Raw genomic sequence first — 22620 nt, 5'->3', positions numbered from 1 at the left:
TGTAAACAATTTGAATACCAGCATCAAATAATTTGAATACTTCGGAATTTCACGTTATGTCTTCTGGCATTTAATTTGATTTTCTTAGTGTATTTAATGTGACGTTCTACAAACAAGACAGTCTATGACGTGCTATCAGAAAAATATGAATCGATATCTATCGGATCTGCCAAGAGTAAACTTGGAGAGATTATCAAACAGGAAGTTCATAATCAGGCAGAATCCGTAAAGAAAGATACAATCTCAGCAGTCCAAGGATCCATTGACAAGGCAGTAGATAAGATCCGTGGCGGGACTGACGGCCATGTCATTCTGTCCACAAATGCAAATGGTGAAACCAATGAGATGTATGCATATGACGGCAATTCTTTAGAAACAGCAGTCAAGGTTCTCAGATTGAATTACGAAGGAATTGCTGGAACAGACAATGGTATTAACGGTAACTATAATGTAGCTATCACTACAGATGGTCACGTAAATGCCAGTATGGTCACCTTCGGTGAGATGAATGGCAATCTAATCAAAGCAAATTCGGTAGTCATTGGTGCTTTAGATGAAGAAGTGACCAACAAGATAGACAGTGCTCAATCAAGTGCTGATAAGGCAAATACAAGTGCAAATGATGCACAAATTAGTGCGAATAATGCACAACAAACAGCATCAAATGCAAGCAGTAAGGCAGATAAAGCTCAATCAAGTGCAGACAATGCAGTGAATGTATCTCAACAGGCAACGCAGAAAGCGAAAGAAGCACAGGACAAGGCAAACAGTGCAAGTGACCTAGCTACTAATGCTTTGAATGATGTGAACAATATTTCTCAAATCGTGAAAATTGATTCACAAGGTGTAAGAATTCTGGAATCAGCAAATTCAAATAATTATGTACATCATAGAAGCGATGGGTCGCATTTCTATACAAATGGCACAGAAGATGGATTGATTGGGCCAGACAGTAAAATAAACAATTTAGCAGTCAAAGATTTCTTTATGAGAGGAGCACATAGAGAAGAACTTGCAATTGTATTAGGTCAGCAAGCAACAGTTTGTTATTGGATAGGAGATATTGTGTAATGGCAACAGAAAGACGTTCACATGCATTATCTGCCTATTCATCTATTCATGTATATGCTGATGAAACACAGGTTGATGTCGCAAACAACCGTTCATATGTAAGTACAGAATTATGGATTAAAGGAAGTAGCTATTCTGCATACAACGTTGATTGCAACGTCACAGGTGGTGGTGGATATACAAATTCGCATTTGACAGCTAATGATTGGGTTAAGCTGGTCAGTGGTGGCTTCTGGGCTCCTCACAATGCCGATGGAACAGGTTCAGCTACAGTCGGGTCATATTATTCATCTGGATATGGGAATATGCCTTATGGAGAGTTTACTTTAACTCTCAGTAATATCCCAAGAGCATCACAACCTTCTATTAACACATGGCCAAATAACTCACCTGATATTACTGCTGGATTAGCTTGCACTATTCATATGAATAAGCATGCTAACTTTACGCATAAAGTATCATACTCATTTGGAAAAAAGAGTGGTGTAATTGCTACAGGAGTTGTAGACAACTGTTCATGGACTCCACCAACATCTCTACTAGACCAAATTAGCACAGCTACAGTTGGCTATGGTGGAATATCTGTCGAAACATATAGTGGCTCTACAAAAATTGGAGATACAAAAACATGTAATTTCAATCTGCATGTTCCAAGTGATGCAAATCCAACAGTTGGAACAATTACTTTAACAGAACAGCATGAAGGAGTGAAAGCTAAAAATGGTAATGTTACAGTTCAGCAGATTTCTAAAAAACTTGTATCTGTTCCTGTTACTGCAAAGTATTCAACGAGCATCAAATCAGTAGTGTGTGATGGTGTTACATTAACTAACACTAATGGAACCTATACAGGCTATGTAAGCAACAAATCTAATGGAACATATACCGTAACAGCTACAGACAATCGAGGTCTGAAGTCAACAGATACTGTAAAGCAGACGTATTATGCTTACTCAAAGCCATATGTTACTGCTTCGCTGAAGCGTGAAAGCGAAACATCGCAGAATGGTACATTAAGTGCTAGTGGCACATACTCTACGATTCTAAGCAACACTGTAAGCATGAGCATCAAACGTAATGATGAAAGCAGTGCAACATCTGTAACACCAACGCTAAGCAACGGAAATATAAGTTTCAGAAAAGCATATACTGACTTGTATTACACACTGTCATTCTCAATTGCAGTAACAGTTACAGACAGCTTTGGTGAAAGTATGTCAGCTACTGCTTATTTAGGTGTCGGGCAGTACGCATTCGCAATGATTAAGCAGGGAGTTGTTCTCGGACCAGATAGCTATCTTTTTGACAAACAGAATGCAATTAGGTCTGTATTAGATTTCTTCTACCCAGTCGGCTCTATTTACATCAGTACAAGTTCTACTTTCAATCCTCAGACTGCATGGGGTGGGACATGGAAAAAGACTGCTGATGGCAGATGCTTGATTGGTGCAAGTGATAAATATCCACTTAGGTCAACAGGTGGAGAAGCAGAACATACCTTGACTGTTAATGAAATGCCTACTCATAGACATTATAGTAGTAGAGTAAATTGGTACAATGATTTACAAACGAATGGAATATCTGTCAATATTGCTGCGAAATCAAATCTAAAAGTTGATGGACCATATAATTATACAGACTACGCAGGTAATTCAAAAGCACACAACAACATGCAACCATACTTAGCAGTATACATTTGGGAAAGAACAGCTTAAAGGAGATTTATGAAAGTAAGATTAAAAGATAAAACAGAGTTAGAAGTAGTTGAATACAGTACAGATTCAGATTTGAAATTTGTACTTAGTGATACGACAATCGAAGATTTGAAGAAGATATGTACTACAGAAAATTTAGCAACGGTTCAGTTAGTAGATACGGTAAATCACATGGTTTACGGAGAGTTCAACATTGATGGCTCTAGAGAGACTTCTATTGAATCTAGTGAACAGATTATCGCTGAATTCTACGACCGTGTGCTTGGTAAAGAAATTACTCTAAATACGGAAGTGAATCAGATTACAATTCATTTGGTTGAGCGTACTCTGGCAGACAAGGTTAGCGAACTGTCAGACCAACTCACACAGGCACAGGCAGACATTGCGTATATCAGTGTTCTGTCCGATATTGATACAACTACTGAGGAGGAAACGTCAAATGAAAGCAGTATTTGATCTCGCTAAGAAATACTATCCACAGTACTGGAGCAAGGAGCGTTTGGATGTTCTGCTGGCAAAAAAGAAGCTCACGCAGAAAGAATACGACGAGCTGACAAAGGACAAATAGTAGATGCAGCATGCATCTTTTTTAGTGAAGGAAAAACATATGGTAATGAGAGGAATTGACATCAGTAAATGGCAGAGTGGCATTGATCTTTCAGCAGTGAATGCTGACTTTGTAATTGTAAAGGAAACCGAAGGCATTGGCTATGTGGATAAATCATGTGATGGCTTTTTTCAGAAGGCATTAAGCTTAGGAAAGAAACTTGGTTTCTACCACTTTGCAAGGCCAACCAACGATCCAGTTAGAGAAGCAGATTTTTTCTACAACAACTGCCGTGGCTACTTTGGAAAAGGTATCCCTATCCTCGACTGGGAGTCAGGGAACACAAGCAACGTCATGTGGGCAAAGAGATGGCTTGACAGAGTATATCAGCTTTCAGGAGTAAAGCCTGTGATCTACATGTCCGAATCTGTAGTCAATTCATACGACTGGAGTTCTGTAGCAAATGCAGACTATGGTCTATGGGTTGCCAAGTACAGAGACAACAATCCTGACTATAACTACAATATGGCAAATGCTGGATCACGTCCGAAAGTAAAGTGGTGGAAGTTTTACTGCATGTGGCAATGGACTAGCACAGGTAGATTAGATGGATATGGCCATAACCTGGATTGCAATGTGTTCTATGGAGACCAGTCAACATGGGATGCGTATGTCGGCAAGTCAACAAGTGTGACAAAGCCTCAGCCAAAGCCTGCTTCTAAGACAACTGCTCAGCTCGCTGAAGAAGTCATTGCAGGACAGTGGGGCAATGGAACGGATAGAAAGAAACGCTTAACTGATGCAGGATATAACTATGATGCAGTCCAAAAAATAGTTAATCAGAAAATGGCTGCTAAAAAACAAACCGCACACGTTTACTATGTCGTAAAGCGTGGAGATACACTATCTGGTATTGCTTCCAAATATGGGACAACATATCAAAGACTTGCACAGATCAACGGAATTGCAAATCCTAACAGAATCTATGTAGGGCAGAAGATCATGGTGAAGTAATGGAAGTATTAGAAAAAATCATTCCTTGGTCTATTAGTCTAATATCGTTGATTATTCTGATTATTACATTCTTCAGAAACGGAAGAAAAGATCAAAAAGAAGATATCAAGCAGGAAGATACAAAGTTTACGGATATTGAAAAAAGTCTTTTAAAAGCAAATCTAAAATTGGATCAGCTATGTGCAACTACTTCCGAAACAAGAACAGATATCAAGAGTTTAAATAAAGATTTAAACTCTCTAGGCGAAAGAGTGACAGTTGTTGAGCGTGATCTAAAGACTGCTTTTGAAAAAATTGATGAATTGAAAGGAAAAATAGTATGAACTGGAAAGTAAGATTTAAAAATCCACTATTTATTGCTCAAATGATCCTTGCAGTACTGACACCAATCCTTGCTTATGCTGGTTTGACCGTTAAGGATTTGACAACATGGCAGGCACTTGGTGATCTGCTAATGGGTGCATTGAGTAATCCTTATGTACTCGGATTAGTAGTTGTTAGTGTATTCAATGCAGTGACTGATCCAACAACAAGCGGAGTAAAGGATAGCGAGCAAGCACTTACATATACAAAACCTAAAGAATAGAGTAAAGCCAGGTGCAATACCTGGCTTCTTTTTTTGGAATTTATGATAGAATTTTGTGCGAAAAGCGTGGAATGATTTTGGAACGAAATTTTCAAAAACCTCAAAAAATCAAAAGAGTGAAATCGCATATTTATGCGAAAAAATGAGGTTTATAGGATGCGTAAAACCCTATTAATCAATTCCCGTCGCTCGCTTTTTATGATGAGGGGGAATATGTATGTCACAAACAAAGGATATGACAATTGGCAATCCTTCTAAGCTGATTCTTGCTTTTGGAATGCCATTACTTGCGGGAAACTTATTGCAACAGCTCTATAACATGGTCGATACGATCGTTGTTGGTAGAGGCGTTGGTGTGGATGCTTTAGCTGCTGTTGGAGCTACGGGGTCGATTAACTTTCTTGTGCTTGGCTTTATTATGGGTATGGCGCAAGGTGTTTCCATATTAGCTGCACAATTCTTTGGTTCTAAAGATTATCAAAGATTACGGAAATCCATTACAATGAATATCTATATATCCATTGTTGTATGTGGATTGATGACAGTACTATCCTTATTGTTTACAAAAGATGTACTTTTATTGATGGGAACGCCAGAAACAATTATGAATGATGCGGTGAGCTATATTCAAATCATTTTCTTGTTTATGAGTGTTTCCTATGCATATAACTTCTTGTCTGGTATTTTGCGTGCAGTAGGAGATTCTAAAAATCCAGTCATTGCGATGGTGATTGCATGCATTATCAATGTCGTATTAGATGTTGTTCTTGTCATGTATGTTCATATGGGTGTTGCTGGAGCTGCATATGCAACAGTGATTGCACAGGCATTTTCTGCATTGTATTGTTTATGGAGTTATCTGAAAATCAAAGAATTGCGTATTGAAAAAGAAGACTGGGAATTAGATCTTCCGTTATTAAAGAAATCCTTTTTTCTTTCTGTCCCTGTTGCAATCATGAATTCTATTACTGCTGTTGGTGTTATGGTATTACAGGCTGGTGTTAACAGCTTTGGAACCCAGCATATTGCTGCATATTCTGCTGGAAGCAAGATCATGGTTCTTCTAGAAACGGTTGGCAGTACATTTGGGTATGCATGTGCTACGTTTGTTGGTCAGAATCTTGGTGCTGGTAAAACGGAACGTATCTTAAAAGGTGTAAATGAAATAGCATTTGTGATGGGGGTATTTCATATCGTATTTGGTATTGTACTTTACTTCTGTACGAGAACATTCCTTGGATGGATGATTGGAAGCAGTGAAGTGGAAGTGATTGAACTTGGCGTACAATACATGAGAATTATGTATATTTTCCTGTTTGTTCTTGCACTTTTATGGGTATATCGCTGTTCTTTGCAGGCAATGGGAGATACAGTGCTTCCAATGGTATCTGGTATCATGGAATTCTTTTCCAGAATCATTTTTACAATGACACTTCCAGGACTCATTGGATTTGACGGGATTGCCTTTTCTGAAGTATCTGCGTGGTGTGCTGCGTGTACTGTATTGATTCCAGCATTCTATTACCGTGTGAAAAAAGCAAAAGAATATAAATTATAGAAACTGAAAACCAGGTATGTTGTTCATATCTGGTTTTTGTCATCAAAAAAAGAGTCTGTAGACTCTTTAAAGCATTAACATTGAGATGATTTCTAGTATAAATCCTGCAGCTAAACCACATATCCATGTAACAAATAAGATCATCATGTTATCTTTCATGTTGCGATTGACGCGGAAGAGAATCAACATGCCACTGCCGGCATTGACTAATAATCCAGCACAAACAGCAGGGAATGTAATCACACCTTCAAGATACATCGTTGTTAATAATATTGAAGACGCACAGCTTGGAATCATTCCTACAAGGGAAGAAACAAGAACTGATTTATTTGGATGAGAAATAATAAAGTTATATAACGTTTCTTCGCCAATGAGTGAAACGATACCATTGAAGATAAATGTAATCACAAATAACCAGATTGTCACCTGAATCGTATGCATGACACTGCTGTAAAGAATGCCATGAGAATGATCGTCATGTTCTGCTTCACAGAATTCATTGACATGAATCATGTTGTGTCTGCTGAAGAGATCTAATAGATAGCCAGCGGCTAGGCCAACAATGAGTTTTACGCCTAGGATTGGTGCAATGACATGAAATGGTGTCTGCTTTGATAACATAATGGATAGCATTTCATCAGAACTGCTTAAGTAGACAGCGACAAGTGTACCTGCAGAGATCACACCTGTTGCATATAAGGAAGAAGCTGCTCCAGCAAATCCACAAGAAGGCAACAATCCAAAGATTGTACCTGCAAGTGGGTTTAATCTACGATGCTTCTCTAAGAAGCGCTCCATTTTATGCCCAGCTTCTTGTTCCATCCATTCAAGAATCAGATAGATAATAAATAAGAAAGGAATAATTTTTAAAACGTCTTCAAATGTATCTAATAAAATATCTAAAATTAATTCCAAAGGATGTCCTCCTCAATACCATCTGTATAGATAACAGTATAATTTCCAACTTTTTTTCCTTTGTGTCCTTGTGTCTTTTCATCTTCTGTAATCCAAATTGCATTACATTTTTTACCGGATGCTTTACTGTAAGTTTCGAGAAGTTTCTTTCCTTCATCAATATCTAAAGTAAATAACGCTGTAGATAGACAGTCTGCTGCGGCAGAATCCTCTGTAATAATTGTGACAGAACGATATAGACGAGCAGGGTACATTGTAGAAGGATCTACGATATGTGGATATATATTTCCGTCTTCTGCCTTGTAGTAACGTTCATAGTCACCACTTGTAACAATACTATTTGCTTCCTTTAAGGAAAGTACAACAAGACCATTTGGAAATTTTCCTTCAGGATCTCCATCTGGATCTGCAATGCCAACTGTCCAGTTTTCATTTTCCTTCTTGCCGATGAGTCGAATGTTTCTTCCGACATTTAATATGCCGCATTCCATACCATTATCCATCATCGTCTGTGCAGCAAGTTCTGCACCATATCCTTTTGCGATACCGCCAACATCTAAAGAAACATCTGGATCTGTAATAAATACAGTTTTGTTTTCTTCATCAATCTGTACTTTATCCCATCCTTTATGTTTGCTTGCTTCTTCAAGTTCTTCTTTGCCTGGGAGTTTTCCAAGTTTTCCTTCTTCATTGAGCTTGATGCCTTCTTCTCGATAGTTGTGCCATACTTTTAATAAGGAACCAATTGTGATGTCAAATTCTCCATCACTGTAGTCATAGAACTGTTTTGCCATCTTTAACATATCAATGATGACCTGATCAACTTCAACTGGCTGTTTTCCAGCGTTGTCATTGATTGTTTTTAGATTGTTGATGCCATCATAATTGTTGTAGATATCAAACAGCTGTGTATAGTTCTGTAATAGTTTCTCACTTGTTTTGAAATGAGATACACATAAGTCGTGATCTGCAGAGTATTCTTTGAATGAATACATTGTGTCAAATACTTCTGTTAGAGAAGTGTTTGCATAGGAATCTGATACTTTCTTAGAAGATTCCGGTTTTGTAGCACATCCAGCACAAAGTGTGAGTGCTAATCCTATTTTCGCTAATATTTTTCTTTTCATAACAGCCGCTATTCTAGCACGATTATGCCTGAAACGCTAACAGTTCAATCTCCATTCAATTGTTCAAACATTCACAAGTTGAAAATTACTAAAATTTCACAAACTTTTGCGAAAAAGCGAGAAAACGTTTGCAAATGATGCTAGAATATTAGGGATTTGTTAGGAGGAGACGACAACTATGTCATTATTTACAGGTCCGATGCATTATCACCTAAATGGACATAAAGATCTGACAATGGATAAAGAAGTATTAAAGTCCATTGATCCTGATTATGTCTATATTCCACTTGTAAATGGTAATGCGCCATGCACTCCATGTGTACAAGTTGGTGATGAAGTTAAAGTCGGCACAAAAATAGCTGAAAGAAACGATCGATTCTTTCTGCCAATTTTCTCTCCAGTATCAGGTACTGTTACTGCAGTAGAAAAATTCATGACATCTTCAATGACTCAAGCAGACCATTTGAAGATTCAAAACGATCACAAGCACACTGCTGTTAGAGCTTTTGCAGCTTTCGATTATGAAAAAGCTACTTGGGAAGAACTACTTGAGTTCGTTAAGAATGCAGGTATGCTCGGTTTAGGCGGCGCAGGCTTCCCTACGTACGTGAAATATTTAAAGCCTGAAAATGTTGATTTATTTGCGGTAAACGCTGTTGAATGTGAACCATACTTAACAGCTGACTACAAGAACATTGAAGAAAACCTAAGTCTTCTAAAGACAGGTACATTGGCTTTATTTAAGCTTTCTAAGGCTAAGAAGGGTTGCATTGCAATCAAGGAAGACAAGAAGAAGCAGATTGAAGATCTTAAGAAGACATTCGAAGGAACTCCAATTGAAATTCGTACAGTTCCAAATATTTACCCAATGGGCTGGGAACGTACACTTGTATATGAACTAACAGGTAAGAGATATAACATGCTTCCTATTGAAGCTGGTATGATTCTCAACAATGCTTCTACAGCAATTGCATTGGGTAATGCAATTGACAATGGCATGCCTATTACACATAAGTATGTAACTGTTAGTGGAGATGCTTTAAAGGATCCAAAGAACGTATATGTTCCAGTAGGTACAAAGGCACACGAAATTATTGAAGCTGTTGGTGGATATAAGGAAGGTGTTGATAACGTATTATTGATTGCTGGTGGACCAATGATGGGTAGAACAATTCCAAATGATGCATTTGTAATTGCACCACAGAATAATGGTTTAACAGTATTAATCAATAAGGAAGAGGATGAAGTTGCTTGCTTACGCTGCGGCAGATGTACAACAACATGTCCATCTGGATTACAGCCAGTTCGTATTGCGGCTGCTGGTAAGAGCAAAGATGAAGCTACATTGAATAAATTACATGTTATGGATTGTATTGAATGTGGTCTATGTACATATATTTGTCCATCTAAGATTGCGGTTACTGAAAATGTCAGACGTGCAAAGAATTTCATTCGATTACAGGGAGGTAAGAAATAAGTATGAAGTTTACATTTAAACCTTCTCCAAACTATCGTAATGAACAATCTACAACACATATTATGCATGTTCTTACAATTGCACTTCTTTGTGTATTTGTATTCTCAGCAGCATGGTATGGAATGAGATTCTCATTTGCATATGGTTTAAGAGTGATTTTGATGGGTGTATGTGCAGTTGTAGCTGCAGTACTAACAGAAGCTATTTATTTTAAGATTATGGGATCTAAGAATATCATGAAGGATGTTTCTAGATCTTATGGCTGGGTTACAGGCATGATCATTGTATTAATTACAAAGATTGATGTCAGCTACTATGCAATTTTCGTTTCAACTGTGATTGCGGTTGTATTCGGAAAGCTTGTATTTGGTGGATTTGGTCAGAATATCTTTAACCCTGCAGCATTTGGTGAAGCATTGATTATGAACAGCTTTGGTGCAAATGCTGATGCTAAGGTTACAAGTGAAGTATTATCCGGTGCTACTCCATTAACATCAATGTCAGCACAGGGATGGGCTTCCAATCAGACTGTTGTTTCTGGTGTTGTCAGTGATCTAGGCGGATTTGGCTCTATGATCCTTGGTAACTATGCAACTGTTATCGGTGGCAGCTGTGCATTGCTATTGATTATCTTATGTGCTTGGCTCATTTATATGAAAGTCATTGATCCAAGATTGTCTGTTACATATTTTGTAACTGTATTCGTTGTATCTTTGATTACAGGTTTGATCCATGGTGCAGGTGTTGAATTTGCAATCTTCAACTTATTAGTTGGTGGTGTATTGTTCTGTGGCGTATTTATGATTACTGATCCAGTGACAACACCAGTATCTATTCCTGGCAAGATTTTATTTGCGATTTGTGCAGCTTGCTTAACATTATTGATTAGATGGAAAGCATCTTTACCAGATGGAGCTTTATTCTCTATCTTGTTAATGAACATGCTTACTCCAGCAATTGATAAGCTATGTGATGGTTCTCAGATCAAGGATGCAAAAACAATTCAGCGTAAAGTTTGTATTGTTTCTGCAGTTGTATTAGTTATCACACTTCTTGTTGGTGGTTTCTTAAAGAATCCTGAAGCAGAAAGTGCTAGCGTTGCAAATCAAGAAACAGCAGTCGTTGAAACTGTAAATGTAGAGTAAGGAGATAGACAACATGGATAAGAATTCAAGTATGTATAAAACAGTTCTTCTAGGTGTTGTCAGTGCTTGTGCAGGTTTACTGTTATCTGCAGTCAATGCCGTTACAGCTCCAGTCATTGCTGATAACGCATTAAAACAAGTACAATCAACTCTTGAAAACTTCTTCCCAAATGGTGAATTTACTGACGTAACAGACAAGTATAAAACAGATGAAACAGAACTCATCGATGGTGTTTATGAAGCAAAGGATGAAGGATATGTCTTCACACTTCATAACACTGGATACTCTTCAGATGGATTCAAGTTTGCGATTGCATTCGACAACGATGGAAACATTGTTGGCTACGAAGGCTTATCAAACTCTGAAACTGCTGGTAAGGGTGACAAGTTATTCAAAGATGACTATGCAAATCAGGTCATTGGTTTAACTTCAACAGATGCTGTTCCTATTATTTCTGGTGCAACTGTAACTTCTAAGGCTGTCAGCGCAGCAGTTACAGAAGCTGAAAGTGTTTATAACGAAATCCAGGGTATCGATTTTGATGCAGATGCAGCTGCAAGTGCTGCTGAAAATGCAAGTGCGAAGTCTGATGCATCATGTACAGACAATGGTGATGGTACATATGGATGCAAGGTAACTGGATTCTCAGGTGAATTAACAGCAACAATCGAAATTAAGGATGGCAAGGTTGTCAGTGTTAAGGATCTTAAGGGCGATGATGATGGTGATGGTGTTGGTGATGACTGGTTCACAGATACTTCTAGCTTAGAAGGTGTATCCAGTGCTGATGAAATCGACGCTATGACAGGTGCTACAGTTACATCTAACGCAGTTAAGAGCATGATTCAGGCTGCATTAGATTCTGTAAATGCTACTGCTAATGCATGTAGCGATAATGGCGATGGAACTTTTGCCTGCAAGGCAGAAGGATTCGCTGGTGAATTAACAGCAACAATTGAAGTCAAGGATGGCAAGGTTGCATCCGTTAAAGACCTCAAGGGTGATGATAATGGTGATGGCGTTGGTGACGACTGGTTTGAAGATGCATCTAGCTTAGAAGGTGTATCTAGTGCTGATGAAGTCGATGATCTCAGTGGCGCTACATTTACAAGTGAAGCAGTTAAGACAATGATCAATGCTGCTTTAGCATCTAGCAAGTAAGGAGGAGAGAAACATGAGTGAAAAGAAAACAAAAAAGCAAGGCTTCTTCTCTAAGATGCTAACAGATAACCCAGTATTTGGTTTATACCTTGGTATCTGTTCAACATTAGCTATTTCAACTTCTATTAATAACGCACTTGGTATGGGTGCTGGTGTTATCTTCGTATTGGTATTAAGTAACGTTGTAGTCAGCTTAATCGCTCCAATTACTCCAGATGATATCCATATTCCTGTATACATTGTAGTTATTGCGACATTAGTAACAATCTTACAGATGTTCTTGAATGCATATGCAGTAGATCTGTATACAGCATTAGGTGCATTCTTGTCATTGATTGTTGTTAACTGTATTATTCTTGGTCGTGCTGAAGCATATGCATGTAACCATAACGTCAAGGATTCTGCTAAGGATGGATTGATGATGGGCTTGTCTTACACATTATCATTACTTGTAATGTCATTGATCAGACAGGTTCTTGGTACAGGTGTTCTTGAGTTAACAAACCCATTTGCTGGAAGTGCAGTTATTTTCTCAATCAGATTGATTCCTGAACAGTTCATTATTCCAATGTTTACTGGTGAAACAGGCGCATTCTTCACATTTGCGGTATTAGCTGCATTAATTGCTTTATACAAGAACAAACTTGCTGAAGCTGAAGCAGCAGCTGAAAAGGCAGCAAAAGTTGCCGCAGCAAAGGCAAAAGCAGCACAGCTTGCTAAAGAAAAGGCAGCTAAGGAGGCAGCTTAAGTATGAACATTCTAGCGTTATTTATTTCCGCAATGTTGATCAACAACATTGTATTAACTAAGTTCTTAGGTATGTGCCCATTCATGGGTGTATCTACACATCTTGATTCTGCAATTGGTATGGGCGCAGCTGTTATCTTCGTTATCTTTGGTGCATCTGTATTGTCTTACTTCTTGTATTACTTCGTATTAGTTCCATTAAATCTGGAATATATGCAGTTAATTACATTCATTCTATTGATTGCAGCTTTCGTACAGTTCGTAGAATTATTCGTAAAGAAATTCTCACCTGCTCTTTATAAGCAGTTAGGTATCTATTTACCATTAATCACAACAAACTGTACAGTTCTCTATGTTGCTCAGGATAACATTACAAAGGGATACACACTTGTTGAAACAATGGTTAACTCCATTGCTACTCCAGCAGGTTTCATGTTAATGCTTGTCATCTTCGCAACAATCAGAGAAAGATTAAATCAAAACAATGTTCCAAAGTCATTCCAGGGTAATCCAATTGCTTTCGTAGTAGCTGGTATCATGGCAATCGCTTTCTCAGCTCTTGCAGGTCTCGTATAAGATGGTAAGAATTATAGTCGCAGTTGTATTGGCTGCTGGACTATTCCTGTTGAATGTTGTTTTGCTTAGATTGAATAAAAAAACTCCTGTTCCAGAAGGTTGTGAAAATCTCACGCCGGACTGCAGTGCATGTGGAATGAAAGACTGTGCAATGCGTGGAACATATGAAAAGAAGAAAGAGGCAGAAAATGGCAATTGTTAAAGCATTCGTATTGATGCTTGTACTTGGTGCTGTACTTGGTGCAGTATTAGGCTTTGCATCAAAGAAGTTCTATGTTGAACCAGATACTAGAGTAGATGATGTATTGGCAATGCTTCCTGGATATAACTGTGGTGGTTGTGGAAACCCTGGATGTGCAGCTATGGCTGACAAACTTGTCAATGGCGAAGCTACACCAGAAGGCTGTAAACCATGTAAACCAGAAGCACGTGAACAGATCAAAAAGTATCTTGCTGAACATGTTCAAAATGCGTAAGCATTCAAAAGAGGGAAAATTTCCCTCTTTTTTTTGGAATGTTATGAAATTTTGTGAATATGTATTATATGAAGAGAAAAATTATTTTGAAATGTATATTGTGTATCATCTGCATCTGTATGATTGGTGGGATTATTTTTATGATGATACATTCAAAAATCAATACTTCTTTATCGTTACAGGAAGTATATATTGCGAAAAATGATATTTTGCCTAGAAGCTGTATTGAAGAAAAGGATTTGTTGTACGTGCGTTATCCACAGGCATTTATTGATCACAATGTTGTTATAAAAAAGAAAGATATCATTGGAAAATATACAGATATTCAAGGAAAGATTCCTGCAGGCTCTTTGTTCTATCGATCTATGCTGATAGATGCTGAAGACATTCCAGATATTGCATCTAGCTTGTTAAAAGAGCATCAGGCAATTTTTCAATGTGAAGTAGATGCAGCGATGTTAATGAAATGCGTCAGGAATATGAGAGTGAATGTACTGTATACAAAAGAGGGAGAAACGAAGCTTTTGATAGAACATGCGCGTATACTGGCAATTGAAGATATTGCTGGAAAAGATATCTCTAGTGAAGATAGTACTGGTATACCACATACAGTTGTATTGGCTGTGGATCAGGATGATGTATTGTATTTGAATTCTTTGAAAGATGGGGTGTTTGAGATTGTGATGACTTCTGATGCATATGATACAGATTTAGAAGCAATTGTGAAAAAATAAAAAAAGAAGCCTTTTAACAAGCTTCTTTTTATCTCAGGGCGACTAGTGGGACTCGAACCCACGAGTGCTGGAGCCACAATCCAGTGTGTTAACCAACTTCACCATAGCCGCCACAGTGCTTAACTATTATGCCATATGTGCAATAAAAAATGCAATAGTTTTTTTAAAATTTTTTTGTTCTATACTATAACTATTATTTTCGTGGAGGTTTTATATGTCATTTGAAAAAGCAAAAGCATATTTAGAAGCAAAAGGATATGCGTCTCATATTATGATTCCAGATCAATGCAGTAGAACTGTAGAAGAAGCAGCAAATGCTCTAGGTGTGCAGCCGTGTGAAATTGCAAAAACGATTTCTTTGCTTGTCCACGAAAAAGTAATATTGATTGTATGTGAAGGCAATGCAAAAATCGACAATCATAAATATAAGCAGACATTTCATAGCAAAGCAAAAATGATTCCATTTGATGAAGTAGAAGCACTTGTTGGTCACGCACCTGGTGGTGTATGTCCATTTGGAATCAATGAAGGGATTGAAGTGTATTTAGATGAAAGCTTAAAGAAATTCAAGACAGTGTATCCAGCTTGTGGAAACAGTCAAAGTGCAGTAAAGATGTCATTAGAAGAATTAGAAGATGCATCGAATTACGTATCCTGGATCGATGTTTGTAAAGAATGATATAATTTCTACATGCTTATAACGATACAGGGAAAAGAATTGACAGTTACAGTCAAAAGAAAACGCATGAAGAATATCGTATTGCGTCTGGATAATGATGGAAATGTAATGATCAGCTGTCCTCCACATGTCAGTGAAGAGAGAATCTATGCCTTTTTGAAAGAAAAAGAAACATGGATCATTCAGGCGAGAAATCGTCAAATGCAAAAACAAGAGAAAGTAAAAACAGGTGTTGATGGTATTTCTGCGACGTGGATTGGAAAAGAATATCCAGTGAAGTTTGTCGAAGCAAAAAGGAATGCAATGTCTTTTGAGGATAGTGTGATTGTATTTCATGTCAAAGATAGAAGTGCAGAAACAATTGAAAAGACGTTTTATCATGAAGCAAATAAATATCTGTTGTATCTGATTCAGCAGGAAAGAGAGTTTCTAGATGAACATATCTGCAAGATGAATCAAAAGCCACTGCCTCGAATTCGCATTAAATATATGACAAGCAGATGGGGATCCTGTACACCTGCAAAATCAAATATTTCAATTTCTTCAAGATTGATTCATTTCCCACATGAGTGCTTCTCATATGTGCTGTTACATGAGTATGCACATATCCTTGTGGCAAATCATTCAAAAGATTTCTATGCAGTTGTAAAAACATATATGCCAGACTATAAGAAATACAGTGACTACTTAAATCATTAGGAGAAAGAAACATGGATAAAACAATTTGGAATATTGGAAAAAACTTTTTTGATGGAGGTCTTCTCTACTTTATCATTCGTAGTATATTGATTCTACTGATTGCATTCAGCATCGCAAAAGTTTTATGGAAATTATTTGCGAATGCGGCAAAAAAAGATGATCAGAAAGAAATGACATTACGATTTACAGGAAGAATTGTGCGTGCAATTATTTACAGTATCGCTGTCTTTTCTGTTTTAGGTGGTATTAAACCATTATCTGGACTTTCGAGTGCAGTTTTAGGGGCAACATCAGTGATGTCTGTTGTTGTAGGTTTAGCTGCACAGGAGTCGTTTGGAAATTTTATTGCTGGTTTCTTTCTTGCGATGTATCATCCGTTTAATGTCGGTGATGTCATTTATCTAAAGGATAAAGATATTTCTGGAAGTGTGATTGGAATTACATTTCGTCATACAGTGATCAATACAGTGGAAAATACAAGAGTCATTGTTCCTAACAGTATTATGAACAGTGCAATCGTTGAAAACCGTATCAGTGATGAAAAGGGATATAAGAAGATCATCAGTTTTGACATTGGTTATGACAGTGATATTGATCGAGCAGAACAATTGATTTATGAAGCAGTATTACATACAGAGAATGTCATTGATATTCGAAGTGAAGAAGAAAAGAAGCATGGTGTACTTCCATTTGCGATTCGATTAGAGGCATTTGATGATAGTGGCATTCGGTTATTATTCCCACTGTATACAAAAGATTTTTCTTCCTCGTTTCAGGCAGCAAGTGATGTAAGAAAAAAACTGTTAAAGTCATTTAACGAAAATCATATTGAAATTCCATACCAGAAAATTGAAATTATCGAAAAGAAATAGAGGATTGAAAATGAATCTGTTTCTTTTTTCATAAATTCATAAAAATAGTTGAAAAAGTAAACGCTTACACTTGAAGTATTTTGTAGTTTTTGTAAAATGTAATTAGCAGATGATTTTGAATTTCTAGATTGGAGTATTTATCATGAAGAACGTAAAAGTTGTTTTCATTGTACAAAATAGAAACACAGAAAGGGTTGTTTTCGGCGGGGAATTCAATCATCACGAATATTGGTTTTAAGATGGAGCTTTCATGTGTCCATCTTTTTATTTAAAAAATTGAATGAATTATCTAACAGGAGGAAATCATTATGGATCAGGTAAATCAGGAATTTTTTGACGCAGCTGCCGCTGGTGACTTCGGCAAGGTCTGCGCGCAAGTATCTAAGGGAGCAGATGTCAACGTTAGAAATGGTGACGGACGTACTGCGTTAATGAGAAGTGCAAAAAGAGGATATGAAGATATCGTTCGTTTCTTATTAGACAATGGCGCTGATACAAGAGCACGTGACAAAAATAATAAGACTGCTCTAATGGGTGCTGCAAAAAAAGGTCACACAGAAATTTGTAGAATGATCGTTCATGCTGGTGGAGACGTCAACTCACATGATAATAAAGGACGTACAGCATTGATGAGAGCTGCGCTTCTAGGTGAAACAGAAACAGTTGAATATTTGATTTCTAAGGGAGCAGATGTCAACGCTACAGATGAACAGGGTCGTACAGCATTAATGGAAGCTGTAAATGCGTATAAAGATGACGTGATCGAAGTATTATTGAAGAATGGGGCAGATGTGAATGCTGCGGATAATAAGGGTTGTACAGCATTAATGAGAGCTGCATACATTGGTATTCCAATGCTCGTTCATTTACTACTTGATCGTGGTGCAGATAAAGACAAGAAAGATTACGAAGGTAATTTAGCAATTCATTATGTTCGTAAAGAATGTCTAGATGATCTGAAGGATCTGTTAAAGTAAGAGGGCATGATCATGAAAGACTATTTAGCGAATGAAGTAAGAAATGTTACTGTTTTAGGACATTCTGGTGCAGGTAAGAGTTCATTGATTGAAGCTTGTCTTTTTAAGACAAAAGCAATTGAGAAAATTGGAAAAAATAATGATGGTACAACTGCTTTGAACTTTGATGCTGAAGAAGGTAAAAGAGGTGTTTCTGTCTATGCACATCTAGCACCTGTTGAATGGAAAAATAAAAAGATCAACTTCATTGATACACCTGGCTATCTTGACTATGAAGGTGAAGAAGATACGGGTTTAACAATGGGTGATAATGCATTGATCGTTGTCAGTGCAAAGGATAGCTTACAGTCTGGAACAGAACGTGCATGGAAGAAAGCTGTTGTGCAAAGAAAACTTCCTACAATCTTATTTGTAAATAAATTAGATGATGAAAATGCAGACTTCTCTAAAGTCATTGAAGATCTAAGAGAAAAGTTTGGTAAATCTGTATTCTTGTTTGAACTTCCAATTATCAAAGATAGAAAAGTTATTGGTTCTGTAAATATCCTGAGAAATAAGGCCTGGTACTATGATGATCCTGCAGAAGCAAAAGAAGTACCAGCTGAAATTCAGCCTAAGGTAAAAGAATACTATGATGAAATTGCAGAAGCAATCGCAATGAGTGATGATGAATTGATGGATAAATTCTTCTCTGGTGAAGAATTTGATGAACATGAAATTGCCAAGGGATTAAGAATTGGTGTTCGTTCTGGTGATATTCATCCAGTATATTGTGGATCTGCATTGAATCTGACTGGTATTGAAAGATTGATGGATCTGATTACTGAATTTATGCCTTCCTATGCTGAAAAGGGACGTGTTCAGGCATTGAATGATAAAGATCAGACAATTGATATGGAAACAAATGAAGATGAAGCATTATCTGCATTTGTATTCAAGACAATCGTTGACCCATTCGTAGGAAAGATTTCCTACTTGAAAGTAATGTCTGGTGTATTGAACAGTGATTCACAAGTATTTAACTCAAAGAAAGATACACTTGAAAAGATTAACCAGATCTATGTTATCAATGGCAAATACCAGATTGGTGTTGGTAAGCTGTTTACTGGAGATATTGGGGCAGTTGTCAAGTTATCTGTAACTGAAACAAACGATACGCTTTGCACAAGAAGCAGAGTTGTTCATTATCCAGATATGGAATATCCTGTTCCAATGTTAGGATATGCAATCAAGCCAAAGACAAAGGCAGATGAAGATAAGATGTCAGCAGCAATCAAGAATATGATGCAGGAAGACAAGACACTTCGCTTTGTCAATAACGAAGAAACACATGAACAGGTTCTTTATGGTATTGGTGAACAGCATATTGATTTGATTCTTTCTAAATTAAAGTCTAAATACAAGGTTGAAGTTACTACTGCAGAACCTACTGTTCAATATCGTGAAACAATCCGTGGCAAAGCAGAAGCACAAGGAAAATATAAGAAACAGAATGGTGGTGCAGGTCAGTATGGTGATGTCTGGGTAAGATTTGAACCAAGCGATGATCCTGATGGAGAAATGGTATTTGCGGAAGAAGTATTTGGTGGCGCTGTTCCTAAACAGTTCTTCCCTCCAACAGAAGCAGGACTTCGTGACTGCATGAATCATGGTGTATTAGCAGGATACAAGGTAGTTGGTGTCAAGGCTACATTGTATGATGGTTCTTATCATCCAGTTGATTCTAAGGAAAATGCATTCAAGGAAGCTGCTAGACTTGCATATAATGCTGCTATGCCAAATGCGAAACCAACATTATTGGAACCAATTGGTAAAGTTACAATTGTTGCACCAGAAGATTACACAGGTACTTTGATGGGAGATATTACAAAGCGTCGTGGAATCATTATTGATATGACAACAAATGATCATGGTGATCAGGTAATTCAGGCAGAAGTTCCATTAGCTGAAATGTTGACATACGCTACAGAACTACGTGCAATGACACAGGGACGTGGCAGTTACGTTTCTAAGTTCGATCGTTATCAGCCAGCTCCAAAGGAAGTTGCTGATAAGGTAATTGAAAAATCAAAAAATAAATAACCAGCAAAAATAAATAAAAATAGATCGGTGAAGGCAATCATCGATCTGTTTTTTTGGAGAAATTGTTCCCAAATTTGTTCCCAATTTTTTCTAAAATAGCTTATTTATGCCAAAAAAATTAAATAAAAAAAGTGCCCGAGGCCGGACTCGAACCGGCACGGTGTCGCCACCGGGGGATTTTGAGTCCCCTACGTCTACCAATTCCATCACTCGGGCATTTGAAACTGCTTATTTATAATACATGAATCTGATTCAAAATGCAATTGAAACATTGCATTCATTTTATGTTTTCTCTAAAATATTTAAGAAAATGGAGAAAAATATGACACCAGAAGAACTATTAGAAATACTACATCGCGCAAATATTTTGAAAATCAATACACGTCATAACTGGACAATTGGTGAAAGAAAAGAATCTGTTGCGGATCATTCCTGGAGAATTGCTTTAATGGCAATGTTAATTTCAAAAGAAGATGAATTTAAAAATGTGGATATGAATAAAGTGATTCGCATGTGTCTGATTCATGATTTAGGAGAAGCGTTTACAGGTGATATTCCTGTATTTGATAAAAACAAAGAAGATGAAAATAAGGAAGATGAAATCTTCTTATCCTGGGTGAATTCCTTTCCTGCAGCACAAAAAGAAGAATGGAATGCGTTGTTAAAAGAAATGAATGCTTTAGAAACACTGGAAGCAAAAACATACAAAGCTTTAGATAAGCTGGAAGCTTTGATTGCACATGATGAAGCTGATATTTCTACATGGCTTCCTGTAGAATATGATCTGCAGTTAACATATGGGAAAGAAAATGTTGTATTTTCTCCATACTTATCTGTATTAAAACAAAGAATCGATGAAGATACAAAAAACAAAATCAAAGATGCTGAAAAGTGAGCATCTTTTTTATATGTATTTGTATTTAGATGTAAAATATTTGTTAAAAGAAGGGGAAATATATGCGTGAGAGTAAAGGATTAATGACATCAGGAAATATCTATAAAAAGATAGCTTTGTTTGCGATTCCATTATTGTTAGGTAATTTCTTTCAGCTGATGTATAACACAATCGATTCTATTGTTGTCGGCAACTATGTTGGAAAGGAAGCTTTGGCTGCAGTTGGTGCAAGTACACCAATTATTAACCTTCTGATTGCTTTTTTCCAAGGTCTTGCAACGGGTGCTGGTGTTGTTGTATCTAGGTATTATGGTGCTAGAAAACAGGAGGATGAATCGAAAGCAATTCACTCTTTTCTTTTGTTTTCCATTTTGTTTGGCGTTACTTTAAGTATCGTTGGATATTTTGTTTCTCCAATCATTCTAAGAATGATGAATACACCATCGGATTATTACAATGATGCGGATGGATATCTTGCAATTTATTTCTTAGGCGCAACGTTTTTAATTGTCTATAATGCAGGAACTGGTATTTTACAGGCAGTTGGTGATTCTAAAAACCCTTTATATTTCTTGATTGCGACGTCTATTTTGAATATCTTTTTAGATCTGTTATTTGTAAAAGGATTTGGTATGGGTGTTGATGGTGCTGCGTGGGCAACGATCATCAGTGAATGTATCTCTATGTTATTAGTCATCAATTTATTGATGCATACGAAGAATGAATACAAAGTTACATTGAAAAATCTAAAGATTGATTTTTCTGTCTTGAAGCAAATCGTTGTAATAGGTGTACCTGCAGGATTACAGGGCATGATTGTATCTGTATCCAATGTCATTGTTATGGCATATATCAATCAATTTGGAGCAAGTGGTGTCGCTGGATTCTCCTGTTCAAATAAAATTGATAACTTTATGGGATTGCCAGTCAATAGTTTGATGCTTGCGATTACAACTTTCGTTGGACAAAACTTAGGCGCTAGACAATATGAACGTGTAAAGCAAGGTGTTAGAGCAGCACTTGTTATGTCTATCAGTATTGTCGTAACACTGGGCATCTTTGCATTCTTGTTCTCTGATTCTCTGATGCGTATTTTTACAAGTGATATGGATGTTATTGAAGATGGAACAATCATTTTAAGAATCATGTGTCCTTGTTATATCTTCTTATGTTTTCACCAGGTGTATTCAGGAGCGCTGAGAGCTTCTGGAAGAAGTTCTGTTCCTATGATTACTTCCATCATCGCATTTGTATTGATGAGACAAATCTTTCTGGCAGTTGCAATTCCTTTATATCATCATATTTCTATTATTGGTATCGGCTATAGCTTTACGTGGGCAATGGCAGCTCTTATGACGGGAATTTACTATTTCACATCGAACTGGCTGCAGAAATCAATGCATGAATAGAAAAATGAACATCAAAGTTACTGTTTAAGGTGATTTAGATGTTTTTTTACATAACTGACCACCTGATTCAAAAAAGTTCAGAAATCTCTTTAGTGTCCGCTTTTTAGTACAATAAAATCATATTGCTGGATATACACTTTAACTGCGAGGTAAAAGT

25 protein-coding genes and 2 tRNA genes are annotated in these 22620 nt (G+C 37.1%); 23 read left to right on the top strand and 4 right to left on the bottom strand.

The genetic code is table 11. The features are described 5' to 3' along the window. The first annotated feature begins 129 nt into the window (after positions 1-129). The 8 genes from ACTND6_RS07490 (at position 130) to ACTND6_RS07455 (ending at position 6491) form a co-directional block, all read left to right on the top strand. Entirely contained in the window at positions 130-1071 is a 942-nt protein-coding gene (locus ACTND6_RS07490) for an alanine-zipper protein (RefSeq protein WP_441023277.1), read from the top strand. Beyond that, positions 1071-2786: a DUF859 family phage minor structural protein gene (locus tag ACTND6_RS07485; RefSeq protein ID WP_441023279.1), complete on the top strand. Its 1716-nt coding sequence runs from the start codon at positions 1071-1073 to the stop codon at positions 2784-2786. The genes ACTND6_RS07490 and ACTND6_RS07485 overlap by 1 nt, the downstream gene beginning before the upstream one ends. Positions 2787-2795: 9 nt before the next feature. After that, positions 2796-3242, top strand: a complete 447-nt coding sequence (locus tag ACTND6_RS07480; protein ID WP_441023281.1) for a hypothetical protein — start codon at positions 2796-2798, stop codon at positions 3240-3242. Then, complete coding sequence (locus tag ACTND6_RS07475) at positions 3226-3354, top strand: hypothetical protein (protein ID WP_441023282.1); 129 nt, start codon at positions 3226-3228, stop codon at positions 3352-3354. The genes ACTND6_RS07480 and ACTND6_RS07475 overlap by 17 nt, the downstream gene beginning before the upstream one ends. A 39-nt stretch (positions 3355-3393) precedes the next feature. Further along, on the top strand, positions 3394-4347 hold the full coding sequence (locus ACTND6_RS07470) for a GH25 family lysozyme (protein ID WP_441023284.1): 954 nt from the start codon (positions 3394-3396) through the stop codon (positions 4345-4347). Continuing rightward, positions 4347-4670, top strand: a complete 324-nt coding sequence (locus ACTND6_RS07465) for a hypothetical protein (protein WP_441023286.1) — start codon at positions 4347-4349, stop codon at positions 4668-4670. The genes ACTND6_RS07470 and ACTND6_RS07465 overlap by 1 nt, the downstream gene beginning before the upstream one ends. Before the next feature lie 41 nt (positions 4671-4711). Continuing rightward, a complete protein-coding gene (locus tag ACTND6_RS07460; protein WP_441045082.1) occupies positions 4712-4933 on the top strand; it encodes a phage holin in 222 nt (73 codons plus the stop codon). 217 nt (positions 4934-5150) lie between these two features. Beyond that, positions 5151-6491 carry an MATE family efflux transporter gene (locus ACTND6_RS07455; protein ID WP_178177093.1) on the top strand — a complete coding sequence of 447 codons (1341 nt, stop codon included), beginning with the start codon at positions 5151-5153 and terminating at the stop codon, positions 6489-6491. Positions 6492-6557: 66 nt separating this feature from the next. On the opposite strand, the gene ACTND6_RS07450 is transcribed toward ACTND6_RS07455, so the two are convergent. Then, on the bottom strand, positions 6558-7406 hold the full coding sequence (locus tag ACTND6_RS07450) for a putative manganese transporter (protein ID WP_178177094.1): 849 nt from the start codon (positions 7404-7406) through the stop codon (positions 6558-6560). Next, complete coding sequence (locus tag ACTND6_RS07445; RefSeq protein ID WP_441023288.1) at positions 7397-8533, bottom strand: FAD:protein FMN transferase; 1137 nt, start codon at positions 8531-8533, stop codon at positions 7397-7399. Before ACTND6_RS07445 ends, ACTND6_RS07450 begins: the two co-directional genes overlap by 10 nt. Positions 8534-8711: 178 nt before the next feature. Here ACTND6_RS07445 and ACTND6_RS07440 point away from each other — a divergent pair, with 178 nt between their 5' ends. From ACTND6_RS07440 to ACTND6_RS07405, 8 genes are all read left to right on the top strand, one after another. Continuing rightward, complete coding sequence (locus ACTND6_RS07440) at positions 8712-10010, top strand: RnfABCDGE type electron transport complex subunit C (RefSeq protein WP_441023290.1); 1299 nt, start codon at positions 8712-8714, stop codon at positions 10008-10010. A gap of 2 nt (positions 10011-10012) precedes the next feature. Beyond that, positions 10013-11155, top strand: coding sequence for an RnfABCDGE type electron transport complex subunit D (locus ACTND6_RS07435; RefSeq protein ID WP_441023292.1), 1143 nt, complete (start codon positions 10013-10015; stop codon positions 11153-11155). Between the two features lie 13 nt (positions 11156-11168). Continuing rightward, on the top strand, positions 11169-12317 hold the full coding sequence (locus tag ACTND6_RS07430; protein ID WP_441023294.1) for an FMN-binding protein: 1149 nt from the start codon (positions 11169-11171) through the stop codon (positions 12315-12317). A 13-nt stretch (positions 12318-12330) separates the two neighbouring features. Next, the gene (gene rsxE / locus ACTND6_RS07425) at positions 12331-13065 is read left to right on the top strand and encodes an electron transport complex subunit RsxE (RefSeq protein WP_178177099.1); all 735 of its coding nucleotides are present in this window, start codon (positions 12331-12333) and stop codon (positions 13063-13065) included. A 2-nt stretch (positions 13066-13067) separates the two neighbouring features. Continuing rightward, positions 13068-13640: an RnfABCDGE type electron transport complex subunit A gene (locus ACTND6_RS07420; protein WP_178177100.1), complete on the top strand. Its 573-nt coding sequence runs from the start codon at positions 13068-13070 to the stop codon at positions 13638-13640. Position 13641: 1 nt separating this feature from the next. After that, positions 13642-13842, top strand: a complete 201-nt coding sequence (locus ACTND6_RS07415; protein ID WP_441023298.1) for a hypothetical protein — start codon at positions 13642-13644, stop codon at positions 13840-13842. Continuing rightward, entirely contained in the window at positions 13829-14116 is a 288-nt protein-coding gene (locus ACTND6_RS07410; protein WP_441023300.1) for a (Fe-S)-binding protein, read from the top strand. The genes ACTND6_RS07415 and ACTND6_RS07410 overlap by 14 nt, the downstream gene beginning before the upstream one ends. 140 nt (positions 14117-14256) lie before the next feature. After that, the gene (locus tag ACTND6_RS07405; RefSeq protein WP_441023303.1) at positions 14257-14850 is read left to right on the top strand and encodes a hypothetical protein; all 594 of its coding nucleotides are present in this window, start codon (positions 14257-14259) and stop codon (positions 14848-14850) included. Between the two features lie 37 nt (positions 14851-14887). On the opposite strand, the gene ACTND6_RS07400 is transcribed toward ACTND6_RS07405, so the two are convergent. Then, positions 14888-14961, bottom strand: a tRNA-His gene (locus ACTND6_RS07400). A 103-nt stretch (positions 14962-15064) separates the two neighbouring features. Between ACTND6_RS07400 and ACTND6_RS07395 the strand changes: the two genes are divergently transcribed. From ACTND6_RS07395 to ACTND6_RS07375, 5 genes are all read left to right on the top strand, one after another. Next, the gene (locus ACTND6_RS07395; protein ID WP_441023305.1) at positions 15065-15529 is read left to right on the top strand and encodes a YbaK/EbsC family protein; all 465 of its coding nucleotides are present in this window, start codon (positions 15065-15067) and stop codon (positions 15527-15529) included. Between the two features lie 12 nt (positions 15530-15541). Further along, positions 15542-16228 carry a M48 family metallopeptidase gene (locus tag ACTND6_RS07390; RefSeq protein WP_441023307.1) on the top strand — a complete coding sequence of 229 codons (687 nt, stop codon included), beginning with the start codon at positions 15542-15544 and terminating at the stop codon, positions 16226-16228. Between the two features lie 11 nt (positions 16229-16239). Next, the gene (locus tag ACTND6_RS07385; RefSeq protein ID WP_441023309.1) at positions 16240-17100 is read left to right on the top strand and encodes a mechanosensitive ion channel family protein; all 861 of its coding nucleotides are present in this window, start codon (positions 16240-16242) and stop codon (positions 17098-17100) included. A 308-nt stretch (positions 17101-17408) separates the two neighbouring features. Continuing rightward, positions 17409-18077, top strand: a complete 669-nt coding sequence (locus ACTND6_RS07380) for an ankyrin repeat domain-containing protein (RefSeq protein WP_178177106.1) — start codon at positions 17409-17411, stop codon at positions 18075-18077. Between the two features lie 12 nt (positions 18078-18089). Next, positions 18090-20159 carry an elongation factor G gene (locus ACTND6_RS07375; protein ID WP_178177107.1) on the top strand — a complete coding sequence of 690 codons (2070 nt, stop codon included), beginning with the start codon at positions 18090-18092 and terminating at the stop codon, positions 20157-20159. A 132-nt stretch (positions 20160-20291) separates the two neighbouring features. On the opposite strand, the gene ACTND6_RS07370 is transcribed toward ACTND6_RS07375, so the two are convergent. After that, positions 20292-20375: transfer RNA gene (locus tag ACTND6_RS07370), tRNA-Leu, on the bottom strand. 106 nt (positions 20376-20481) lie between these two features. Here ACTND6_RS07370 and ACTND6_RS07365 point away from each other — a divergent pair. Both ACTND6_RS07365 and ACTND6_RS07360 read left to right on the top strand, forming a co-directional pair. Next, positions 20482-21054 (top strand): HD domain-containing protein, encoded by a 573-nt coding sequence (locus ACTND6_RS07365; protein ID WP_441023312.1) that lies wholly within the window; start codon positions 20482-20484, stop codon positions 21052-21054. Between the two features lie 62 nt (positions 21055-21116). Next, positions 21117-22463 (top strand): MATE family efflux transporter, encoded by a 1347-nt coding sequence (locus ACTND6_RS07360; RefSeq protein WP_441023314.1) that lies wholly within the window; start codon positions 21117-21119, stop codon positions 22461-22463. Positions 22464-22620 lie beyond the last annotated feature (157 nt).

The sequence above is a fragment of the Bulleidia sp. HCP3S3_C9 genome (assembly GCF_052064035.1).
Classification (GTDB): domain Bacteria; phylum Bacillota_I; class Bacilli_A; order Erysipelotrichales; family Erysipelotrichaceae; genus Bulleidia.
This window is presented reverse-complemented; position numbering and strand designations above follow the sequence as displayed.